The following is a 10,509-nucleotide window of genomic DNA, read 5'->3' on the forward strand; positions in this document are numbered from 1 at the left end:
TCTTGAGTAGCTTGCTACTCAGGTCCTAGCGACCATAGAATCGGAATTAGATAAATCTAAAGATGAAAAGCTAAAAAGAATAATAGCGTAGCAACATAAGTAAATGTCGTCTTCAACAGACGATAAAATATTTTCTTGCTAAGTATTAGCTCCTGAATTTATCTAGATTCGACGACTTTAAATCAAAGAAAAAAACAAGCATAATCCTGAATATATTGAATATATTTTTTATTCAATATATTCAGGATTGATGCAAAAAAAATTGATACATTTGGTGTCAAAAGTAAAACTCATTCCCAGAAAATCAAGCCTAAGTTTAGTATTGAGTATTCGGGAGAAATAAAAATAAACAGTCTATATTAATCTATATACTTTTATAGTATTATTTAGGATTGGATATAAATTTGTCATTGAATAATAAAAATGACGATTTATTTCAATTAATAAATATTGTTGTAGTGCATAAAAAAATAAAGGAGAGCGACAGTGGCAGTTGGTATCCTTGGCACAAAACTAGGCATGACACAAGTATTTGAAGCTGAAACTGGAAAAGCAATTCCTGTAACAGTTGTTCAAGCTGGACCATGTGTAGTTACCCAAATCAAAACTGAACAAACAGATGGTTATACTGCAGTTCAAATTGGATATGGTGAAGCCAAAAATAAAACCCGTAAACTAAATACAAAAGAACCAAAAGAAGTTAATAAGTATTTAACTAATGCTCAACAAGGCCATTTGGTTAAATCAGGCGGTACTCCTTTACGTCATCTACGAGAATATAGAGTAGAAAATACAGGTAACTTTGAATTAGGTCAACAAATAAAAGTCGATCTATTTGAAGCAGGTCAACTTGTTGATGTGACAGGAAAAAGTATCGGAAAAGGCTTTGCAGGTTATCAAAAACGTCATAACTTTAGACGTGGACCAATGGCTCACGGTTCCAAAAACCACCGTTTACCAGGCTCCACAGGTCCAGGAACAACTCCAGGACGTGTTTATCCAGGTAAGAAAATGGCAGGGCAGTTAGGAAACGTGCGAGTCACTACTAGAAAACTCAAAGTAGTAAGAATAGATAACGAACGTAACTTATTGCTAATTACAGGAAGTATTCCTGGTAAACCAGGCACATTAGTTAGTATTGCTCCAGCAAACATAGTCGGTCAAAAATAGAGAAAATTTTTGAGAAAAAAGCTGAGTAACAAAGATATAGAGAAATAAAAATGGTTAATTGTGTCATAAAAAACTGGCAAGGTGAAGAAACAGGGGAAACAACTCTCAACTTACGAGTAGCGAAAGAAGAAAGTGCCGCTCATGTTGTGCACAGGTCTCTAAGACTACAAATGGCAAATAACCGCCAGGGAACAGCTAGTACCAAAACAAGATCGGAAGTTAGAGGTGGTGGTCGTAAACCTTGGCGGCAAAAAGGAACAGGTAGAGCAAGAGCAGGTTCGATCCGTTCACCCCTATGGCGTGGTGGTGGTGTAATTTTTGGTCCTAAACCAAGAGACTATTCCCACAAAATGAACCGTAAGGAGAAACGTCTAGCACTAAGCACTGCTTTCCAAAGTCGCTCAGAAGACTTAACAGTTATAGAAGACTTTGCCGAAGAATTCACAAAACCAAAAACAAAAGAATTGGTGCAAGCGATCGCTCGTTGGGGAGTAGATCCAGAAGCAAAAATTCTGTTGGTTTTACCAGAGAAACAAGAAAACGTCTATTTATCAGGTCGTAACGTTGCCAAGCTGAAAATAATCCTAGCTAACAATTTAAATATTTACGATATTCTAGGAGCAGACAAAATTATAGCGACTGCAACAGCAATTGCCAAAATTCAGGAGGTCTACGGAGATGAAACTTGATTCACGAGACTTAGTAGATATTATTAAAAACCCAGTTGTTACAGAAAAAGCTACTAGGTTAATGGAGCTAAATCAATATACATTTGATGTAGATCCAAGGGCAACAAAGCCAATGATTAAAGAAGTAATTGAGCAGTTATTTGAGGTAAAAGTAACAGGTATAAATACCCTAAACTTACCAAGAAAAAAACGCAGAGTAGGCAAATTCATGGGTTTTAAACCTCGATATAAAAGAGCTATTGTCACCCTAGAAGATGGAGAACCTATTAGGAAAGTTCTGTTCCCAGACCTATAACGAAGTCAGAAGTCAGAAGTCAGAATTTGTTTTTATCACGGGGATTTCTGAAGTAAGAAAACAGAATTTAAATTATTACTTCAACTTACGTGGGGTCAAACTATAAAAGATATTTAACTGATAACTGATAACTGATTAAAATGCGGGGTTTTAAATCCAATTGTTTTGATAAAAAATCTCTGAGCAATTTAAAGCAATTAATCTGTAAAATATATTGGCATAGATCATAAATTATGGGTATTCGTTCCTACCGACCCTATACACCAAGTACCCGAGAACATAGTGTTTCCGACTTCGCGGAAGTAACTCGCTCGACACCAGAAAAATCTCTGGTAAAATTCAAACATAGAAAAAAGGGTCGTAATAACCGTGGTGTAATAACCTGTCGTCACCGAGGCGGAGGTAGTAAAAAACTATATCGTGTTATCGACTTCCATCGTAACAAATTTAATATTCCAGCTAAAGTAGCAGCAATTGAATACGATCCTAACCGAAACGCCAGAATAGCACTCCTACATTATCAAGATGGAGAAAAACGCTATATCCTACATCCCGTGGGATTAAAAGTTGGTGCAATAATTACCGCTGGGATAAATGCTCCACTAGAAATTGGTAACGCCTTACCTCTAAGTCAAATTCCCTTGGGTACAGATGTTCATAACATAGAACTCGTTCCTGGCAAAGGAGGACAAATGGCGCGTTCTGCTGGGGCTGTAGCTCAAGTAGTAGCAAAAGAAGGTGAGTATGTAACAATCAAACTCCCCTCTGGTGAACGCCGTAAAATCAGAGCAAGCTGCTACGCAACTCTAGGCCAAATAGGCAATATCGAGCATAGAAATATTAGTCTAGGTAAAGCAGGCCGTAATCGCTGGAAAGGTAAGAGACCAACCGTTAGAGGTAGTGTGATGAACCCAGTAGATCACCCTCATGGTGGTGGTGAAGGTCGGGCACCAGTTGGTAGAAGCGGACCTGTTACTCCTTGGGGTAAACCAGCATTGGGTATGAAAACTCGTAAGAAGAAAAAACAGAGTGATGCTTTAATTGTACAACGTCGGCGTAAATCCTCGAAACGAGGCAAAGGTGGTAGACAGGGCTAAAACTTGTTTGTGGTTAATTGCCGATCTAACCAAAATATTGGGATCAACTTTAATCATTCCCACAGCAAAGAAGTTTGGCAACTCTTGTTAACTTGTCGAATTTTAATTGTATTAAATCAACCATAAATTCAATTATGTCTCGTTCATTAAAAAAAGGACCATTCATCGCAGACCATCTGTTGAAAAAAATAGAAGCTTTAAACGCTAAAAATGAAAAACAGGTAATTAAAACTTGGTCAAGAGCTTCAACCATTATTCCTGATATGGTGGGTCATACGATCGGCGTACACAATGGACGTCAGCACGTTCCTGTTTTCATCTCCGATCAGATGGTAGGTCATAAATTAGGTGAATTTGCACCGACTAGGACATATCGGGGTCACGGTTCAGATAGAAAGTCAAAAAGATAAATTCAAAATTTGGAATTGATAAGTGGAGAAAAGGTATGCCTGTAGATACCAGTACAGAAGTAAAAGCAATAGCGCGTTATATCCGAATGTCTCCGTTTAAAGTACGGCGGGTACTTGACCAAATTCGTGGCATTTCTTACCGGGAAGCATTAATCATCCTGGAATTTATGCCATACCGAGCCTGTGTTCCAATTCGTAAAGTATTACGTTCAGCAGCAGCAAATGCCGAGCATAACCAAGGAATAGATCCAGAAACCTTAGTTATATCCAAAGCTTTTGCCGACCAAGGACCTTGCTTGCCACGTTATCGACCCCGTGCTCAAGGTCGTGCTTACAAAATTCGTAAGCCTACTTGTCACATTACAGTCGCAGTTGCGCCTTTAGTTGATTAAGTAAGCTGAGGAATTGGATCGATTTAGATTAAAACATTCGATAAAGATTAATGGGACAAAAAATACATCCAATTGGTTTTAGATTAGGTGTTACCCAAGAGCATCGCTCTCGCTGGTACGCTGATGCTAAGAACTACCCAGACCTGTTGCAAGAAGACCACAAAATCCGTAAATATGTGAAGGAAACTCTTGCAAATGCAGGCATCTCTCAAATCAGAATTGAGAGGAAAGCAGAGCAGATTGATTTAGAAGTTAGCACCGCTAGACCAGGTGTGGTAGTAGGTCGAGGTGGTGCAGGAATTGATTCTTTGAGGGTAGGCTTACAAAAACTTTTGGGTAGCAACCGTCAAATCAGAATCAATGTTGTTGAAGTCACAAAAGTAGACACTGATGCCATGCTCATTGGTGAATACATCGCTCAACAACTAGAGAAAAGGGTATCTTTTCGCCGAGTTGTACGTCAAGCTATAACTAGAGCGCAAAAAGCTGGTGTAGAAGGCATTAAAGTACAAGTTAGTGGAAGAGTCAACGGAGCAGAAATTGCTCGGACTGAGGTGACAAGAGAAGGTAGTGTACCCTTGCATACATTGAGAGCTGATATCGATTATGCTTACTGTACTGCTAAAACAATTTACGGTATCCTCGGTATTAAAGTTTGGATTTTCAAAGGAGAAATAATTCCCGGTCAGGAAGAAATTGCTAGTGCTCAAGAAAGGCAACCAAAACGTAGACAACAAAAACGTCGTCAACAATATGAGGACAGGTCTAACGAAGGGTGAAAGGAAGTCAGAAGTTAGAAGTCACAAGTCAGAAGTTTAATTCTTAATTATGACTACTTTTTTTCTAAAGTTCAGCTAACCCCCCTGGCTAATGCTACATCAGAAAATACTAAGTCAACAGCAAAATAGTAGACTATGTTAAGTCCTAAAAGAACTAAATTCCGGAAACAGCAACGTGGACGGATGAGAGGTAATGCAAATAGTGGCAATACCATTGCCTTCGGGCAATATGCACTCCAAGCATTAGAACCTTCTTGGATTACTTCCCGTCAAATAGAAGCTGCTCGTCGTGCCATGACTCGTTATATCCGTAGGGGTGGAAAAATTTGGATTCGTGTGTTTCCAGATAAACCAGTCACAATGCGAGCAGCAGAAACTCGTATGGGATCTGGTAAAGGTGCCCCTGAATACTGGGTTGCAGTGGTTAAACCAGGTCGTATTATGTTTGAGTTGGGCGGGGTGGCAGAAGAAATAGCTCGCGAAGCTATGCGCTTGGCATCATTTAAATTGCCAATTAAGACAAAATTTATTGTACGCGAGGAGGATTAGTTTATGCCTTTCCCGAAAATAGCAGAAGTTAGGGAATTGAGTGATGAAGAACTAGCTGCTGAAATAGTTAAAATTAAGCGAGACTTGTTCGATTTACGCATCCTTAAAGCTACAGGAAGAATGGAAAAACCACACCTGTTCAAGCATAACCGCCATCGACTGGCTCAGTTATTAACAATAGAAAAAGAACGGGAATTAGCTAAAGAAGCAGAACCTTCTACTACCGTTGAAACAGTAGAAAACCCTGAGTAAAAATCAAAAAATAATAGGTGTTACAGTTAGTAAAATATTTATTGTTAACACTTTATAAGAATTTTATTTATAGGGTAAAAATAAAGAACACTTTTAACTCATAAAATAGAGAAATGCGGTCGGGCAAGACCCGTCAATGCTTGTGGATGAGTAACCGCCAACGGTCTCAGTAGAAGCAGGAAGTAAACATTAATATGTCAGTTTGTGACGTTTTATATTGGTTTTATTAAGCAGAAGGAAAATTATGGCAGCAAAAGAAAGAGTGGGGGTAGTTGTCAGCAACAAAATGGACAAAACAATAGTAGTAGCAATAGAAAACCGCTCTGCTCACCCTAGGTACGGTAAAACAGTTGTTAAAACTAAAAAATATAAAGTTCACGACGAAGAAAATAAATGTAACGAAGGCGATCGCGTTCGGATTACAGAAACTCGCCCGATGAGTCGTACTAAACGTTGGCAACTTACTGAAATAATTAGTTCTAAGGTTAGTTGAGGGTTGGTTTTATTAGTCTTAGTAAAACTATTGAAACTATTAAAGTTAACAACATTAAAATCCCAACTAAACTTAAGAAATAAAATTGGTTTGGCATAAACATCTAGAAATTTCAGAAAAACCACCATGATTCAACAAGAAACTGTATTAAATGTCGCTGATAATAGCGGTGCCCGCAAAATAATGTGCATCCGTGTAATCGGTGGTGGAAATCGTCGCTATGCACGCATAGGTGATGTAATTATAGGTGTAGTTAAAGACGCATCTCCTAATATGGCTGTGAAAAAGTCAGATGTAGTTAGAGCTGTTGTTGTTCGCACTAAAAAAGGTCTGCGCCGAGATAGTGGTATGAGCATTAGGTTTGACGATAACGCAGCAGTGATCATTAACCAGGATGGCAACCCACGTGGTACTCGTGTTTTTGGCCCAGTGGCTCGTGAATTACGAGACAAAAATTTTACTAAAATTGTATCCCTAGCACCGGAGGTACTGTAATGTCTAGAAAGAAAAAACCCTTGATGACCGCCAGGGGAAAACCTGTACGCTATAAAATTCACGTTAAGAAAGGTGACACAGTTCAAGTAATTGCTGGAAAAGATAAAGGTAAGGTAGGTGAAATCCTCCAGGTATTGCCGAAAATCAGTAAAGTGGTAGTTAAAGATGTTAACGTCAAAACAAAGCACGTTAAACCTCAGCAAGAAGGAGAATCAGGCAAGATTGTCACTGTTGAAGCTCCAATTCATAGTTCTAACGTGATGCTCTATTCTACCAAAGAAAAAGTAGCTAGTCGTATTTGTTATACATTGACAGAGGACGGTCGTAAAGTACGAAAGCTCAAAAAAACAGGAGAAATTATTGATTAAACTCAAGTAAATTCTTCAACTAATAAGCAAAACTATGGCAGAAAGACTAAAGAAATATTACCATGAAAAAATTGTTCCTAAACTGATGGAGCAATTTAAGTATAAAAATATTCACCAAGTACCAAAGCTGGTAAAAATAACAGTTAATCGTGGTTTAGGGGAAGCATCTCAAAATGCCAAAGCCTTAGATTCATCCGTGAAGGAAATGGCTACAATTACAGGTCAAAAACCAGTAGTAACTAGGGCAAAGAAAGCGATCGCTGGCTTTAAAATTCGTCAAGGAATGCCAGTAGGAGTTATGGTCACTCTACGTTCTGGAAGAATGTATGAATTTCTAGATCGACTAATTAATTTATCATTACCTAGAATTAGAGATTTTCGAGGCATAAATCCTAAAAGCTTTGATGGTCGAGGCAATTATAGTTTAGGCATCAAAGAACAACTGATTTTTCCAGAAATAGAATATGACAGTATCGATCAAATTCGAGGAATGGACATTTCAATTATTACCACAGCTAATAGTGATGAAGAAGGCCGTGCCCTACTTAAAGAAATGGGAATGCCCTTCCAGAGTAATTAACTAAAGAGTTAAAGAAAAGGGGAAAAAATGGCGGCTAACGACACAATATCTGATATGTTGACGCGAATTCGCAACTCTTGCATGGCGCAACATACAACAACAAAAGTTCCAGCAACAAAGATGACTCGCAGTATTGCCAAAGTCTTGAAAGAAGAAGGCTTTATTGGTGAAATTGAACAGGAAGGCGAAGGTATTAAGACATACTTAGTAATTTCTTTAAAATACAAAGGAAAAAATCGCCAACCTATCATTAGATATTTGAAGCGAGTTAGTAAACCTGGACTCCGGGTTTATAAAAATCGGAAAGAATTACCACGGGTTTTAGGTGGAATAGGAATAGCTATTATTTCTACATCTAGTGGAATTATGACTGATAGAGAAGCTAGAAAAAGAGGCATCGGCGGAGAAGTTCTTTGCTATGTTTGGTAATATAACCAACATGAATAAATAGCTATTCATCAAGCAAAACAAAAAACAGCTAGCAACCTAATATAAAAAGAAGTTATGTCACGAATTGGTAAACTTCCAATCCCAATACCGAAGAAAGTAACCATTACCATTGAGGGTCAAAAAGTAACAGTAAAAGGTCCTAAAGGTGAACTTTCTAGGGTATTGCCACCTGAGATAGCAGTGGAACAACAAGAAGAAACTATCATTGTTAAACCACAAAATGATTCTCGCCGGGCACGTCAGCGATATGGTCTTTGTCGCACCCTGGTTGCCAATATGGTCGAAGGTGTATCTAAAGGATATGAAAAGCGACTATTGATTCAAGGTGTAGGTTATCGTGCCCAAGTTCAAGGCAAGACTTTGATATTAAACGTGGGTTACAGTAAGCCAGTCGAAATGCCTGCTCCTGAAGGTATTCAGATGGCGGTGGAAAATAATACCAATGTCATTGTTAATGGTATTAATAAAGAATTGGTGGGAAATACCGCAGCACGAATTCGTGCTGTCCGTCCACCAGAAGTATATAAGGGTAAAGGCATTCGTTATGCCGGAGAAATGATTAAACTCAAAGCGGGTAAGTCAGGTAAAAAATAAACAATGAAATACACTCGTCAAGATTCAATTAGAAAGCGACATCGCCGAGTCCGAAAAAAGGTGTCTGGAACACCAGAACGTCCTAGGTTATCAGTATTTCGCTCAAATATGCATATCTATGCACAAGTAATTGATGATACTAAACAGCATACCTTGGTTGCAGCCTCAACTGTAGAACCAGAAGTCAAATCAAATATTAAATCGGGATCTGACTGTGATGCTTCTATAGAAGTAGGCAAATTAATTGCCAAGCGATCGCTAGAAAAAGGAATAGAACAAGTAGTTTTTGACCGTGGAGGGAATCTTTATCATGGTCGTGTCAAAGCTTTAGCTGAGGCAGCTCGTGAAGCTGGGTTAGACTTCTAAGTAATTAAAAGTCACACAAATAAACAATAAACTTGACAAGAGGTAAAAACTATGGCAGAGCAACAACAACGTCGGAAAAAAAGCAGCCGTACAAAAGAGAAAGAAAGTGAATGGCAAGAAAGAGTTGTCCAAATTCGCCGAGTCACCAAAGTTGTTAAAGGTGGTAAGAACCTGAGCTTCCGGGCTATTGTCGTAGTAGGCAACGAGCGTGGTCAAGTAGGTGTAGGAGTGGGTAAGGCAGCAGATGTTATCGGTGCTGTCAAGAAAGGAGTGGCCGATGGAAAAAAACATATCATAGAAGTTCCACTCACCAAATCTAATTCTATTCCTCACCGGGTGGATGGTTTTGGAGGGGGAGCCAAAGTAATGATGCGACCAGCAGCACCAGGTACAGGAGTTATTGCGGGAGGAGCTGTCAGAACAGTTCTAGAACTGGCAGGTGTTCAGAATATACTAGCCAAACAGTTAGGCTCTAATAATCCATTAAATAATGCCAGAGCTGCTGTTAACGCTTTAGATGCTTTAAGAACATTAGCAGATGTAGCTCAAGAGAGAGATGTACCTATAGAAAATTTATATGCTTAATCCCAAACTATAATAGTGGTTAATTTGGGAATCAATACCTAAATTTTCTTATGGTAAATTAACAGCTAACAAAATTAAAAAATATGCGATTAAAAGATGCAGTTCCGAAAAAAGGTTCCCAAAAGCGTGGTCTTAGACTAGGTCGCGGCATTTCTGCTGGTCAAGGTGCAAGTTGTGGTAAAGGAATGCGCGGTCAAAAATCTCGGTCTGGTGGCAGCACCAGACCAGGCTTTGAAGGTGGCCAAAATCCACTTTATCGTCGCTTGCCAAAATTAAAAGGTTTTCCGATAGTAAATCGGAAAAAATACACGATTATAAATGTGAGTAAGTTGGCATCATTGCCAGCTAATACAGAGGTAACTCTTGCTTCCCTAATGGAAGTTGGAATTATTACCAGCGACGATGGTCCACTTAAAATTCTGGGAAATGGAGATTTGAACGTCGCACTCAAAGTTCATGCCGCAGGTTTTACAGCTTCAGCTCGGAGCAAAATAGAAGCTGCTGGTGGTAGCTGTGAACAAATTGGATCTGACAAAAAATAAACTTTTAGTTTTTTAAGGTGGACTAAAGTCAAAAGTTAACGGTTATAGCGACAGTCTGCAAAAAAAATTTCTTAGTGAGCAAAAAAAAATCAACTGAATACAAGTTCCCGGATTGATCTTCTGTCTGGCAAGTTCCTTGATTTATCAATGGGAGCCTACTTTTGATTTCCGCGTTCCCCATAGGGGTTCCCCCAAGGTAGCGGTTGACGACAAAATAACTAAAATATCTGGACGCGGAGGATTTTGCCCAACTTTGCTAAAATCAAAAATATAAAAAATCAAATCTTAAATAGATATGGACATTAGTAGAGAGAAGTCACCAACTGCTCAAGAAACATTCTTGCAGATGGCCCAAGCAGCAGGGTTACGAGGACGACTGCTAGTGACAATAGGTTTACTTCTG

General features: G+C 38.8%; 18 protein-coding genes. All 18 read left to right on the plus strand.

Translation table 11 applies throughout. The features are described 5' to 3' along the window. Positions 1–486: 486 nt before the first annotated feature. Entirely contained in the window at positions 487–1,170 is a 684-nt protein-coding gene (gene rplC / locus F6K22_RS18205; RefSeq protein ID WP_293100704.1) for a 50S ribosomal protein L3, read from the plus strand. 50 nt (positions 1,171–1,220) lie between these two features. Continuing rightward, complete coding sequence (rplD, locus tag F6K22_RS18210) at positions 1,221–1,859, plus strand: 50S ribosomal protein L4 (RefSeq protein ID WP_293100707.1); 639 nt, start codon at positions 1,221–1,223, stop codon at positions 1,857–1,859. Next, positions 1,849–2,154, plus strand: coding sequence for a 50S ribosomal protein L23 (locus tag F6K22_RS18215; RefSeq protein WP_293100710.1), 306 nt, complete (start codon positions 1,849–1,851; stop codon positions 2,152–2,154). The genes rplD and F6K22_RS18215 overlap by 11 nt, the downstream gene beginning before the upstream one ends. 233 nt (positions 2,155–2,387) lie before the next feature. After that, positions 2,388–3,251 (plus strand): 50S ribosomal protein L2, encoded by an 864-nt coding sequence (gene rplB, locus F6K22_RS18220; RefSeq protein WP_293100712.1) that lies wholly within the window; start codon positions 2,388–2,390, stop codon positions 3,249–3,251. Positions 3,252–3,385: 134 nt separating this feature from the next. Continuing rightward, positions 3,386–3,661: a 30S ribosomal protein S19 gene (rpsS, locus tag F6K22_RS18225; RefSeq protein ID WP_293100715.1), complete on the plus strand. Its 276-nt coding sequence runs from the start codon at positions 3,386–3,388 to the stop codon at positions 3,659–3,661. A gap of 35 nt (positions 3,662–3,696) precedes the next feature. After that, positions 3,697–4,053 (plus strand): 50S ribosomal protein L22, encoded by a 357-nt coding sequence (rplV, locus tag F6K22_RS18230; protein WP_293100718.1) that lies wholly within the window; start codon positions 3,697–3,699, stop codon positions 4,051–4,053. Between the two features lie 50 nt (positions 4,054–4,103). Beyond that, entirely contained in the window at positions 4,104–4,832 is a 729-nt protein-coding gene (gene rpsC, locus F6K22_RS18235) for a 30S ribosomal protein S3 (protein WP_293100720.1), read from the plus strand. A 135-nt stretch (positions 4,833–4,967) separates the two neighbouring features. After that, entirely contained in the window at positions 4,968–5,381 is a 414-nt protein-coding gene (gene rplP, locus F6K22_RS18240; RefSeq protein WP_293100723.1) for a 50S ribosomal protein L16, read from the plus strand. 3 nt (positions 5,382–5,384) lie between these two features. Next, entirely contained in the window at positions 5,385–5,633 is a 249-nt protein-coding gene (gene rpmC / locus F6K22_RS18245) for a 50S ribosomal protein L29 (protein WP_293100725.1), read from the plus strand. A gap of 244 nt (positions 5,634–5,877) precedes the next feature. Then, the gene (rpsQ, locus tag F6K22_RS18250; RefSeq protein WP_293100727.1) at positions 5,878–6,126 is read left to right on the plus strand and encodes a 30S ribosomal protein S17; all 249 of its coding nucleotides are present in this window, start codon (positions 5,878–5,880) and stop codon (positions 6,124–6,126) included. Between the two features lie 126 nt (positions 6,127–6,252). Beyond that, a complete protein-coding gene (gene rplN, locus F6K22_RS18255) occupies positions 6,253–6,621 on the plus strand; it encodes a 50S ribosomal protein L14 (protein WP_293100730.1) in 369 nt (122 codons plus the stop codon). Next, on the plus strand, positions 6,621–6,989 hold the full coding sequence (gene rplX / locus F6K22_RS18260; protein WP_293100732.1) for a 50S ribosomal protein L24: 369 nt from the start codon (positions 6,621–6,623) through the stop codon (positions 6,987–6,989). Before rplN ends, rplX begins: the two co-directional genes overlap by 1 nt. Positions 6,990–7,023: 34 nt before the next feature. Continuing rightward, entirely contained in the window at positions 7,024–7,569 is a 546-nt protein-coding gene (gene rplE / locus F6K22_RS18265; protein WP_293100734.1) for a 50S ribosomal protein L5, read from the plus strand. A gap of 27 nt (positions 7,570–7,596) precedes the next feature. Further along, the gene (gene rpsH / locus F6K22_RS18270; protein WP_293100737.1) at positions 7,597–7,998 is read left to right on the plus strand and encodes a 30S ribosomal protein S8; all 402 of its coding nucleotides are present in this window, start codon (positions 7,597–7,599) and stop codon (positions 7,996–7,998) included. Positions 7,999–8,073: 75 nt separating this feature from the next. After that, complete coding sequence (gene rplF / locus F6K22_RS18275) at positions 8,074–8,613, plus strand: 50S ribosomal protein L6 (protein WP_293100739.1); 540 nt, start codon at positions 8,074–8,076, stop codon at positions 8,611–8,613. A 3-nt stretch (positions 8,614–8,616) separates the two neighbouring features. Next, positions 8,617–8,979 (plus strand): 50S ribosomal protein L18, encoded by a 363-nt coding sequence (gene rplR, locus F6K22_RS18280; protein WP_293100742.1) that lies wholly within the window; start codon positions 8,617–8,619, stop codon positions 8,977–8,979. 51 nt (positions 8,980–9,030) lie between these two features. Continuing rightward, positions 9,031–9,564 (plus strand): 30S ribosomal protein S5, encoded by a 534-nt coding sequence (rpsE, locus tag F6K22_RS18285; protein WP_293100745.1) that lies wholly within the window; start codon positions 9,031–9,033, stop codon positions 9,562–9,564. A gap of 83 nt (positions 9,565–9,647) precedes the next feature. Next, positions 9,648–10,106, plus strand: a complete 459-nt coding sequence (rplO, locus tag F6K22_RS18290) for a 50S ribosomal protein L15 (RefSeq protein ID WP_293100748.1) — start codon at positions 9,648–9,650, stop codon at positions 10,104–10,106. Positions 10,107–10,509: the final 403 nt, after the last annotated feature.

The sequence above is a fragment of the Okeania sp. SIO2F4 genome, assembly GCF_010672385.1.
Classification (GTDB): Bacteria; Cyanobacteriota; Cyanobacteriia; order Cyanobacteriales; family Microcoleaceae; genus Trichodesmium.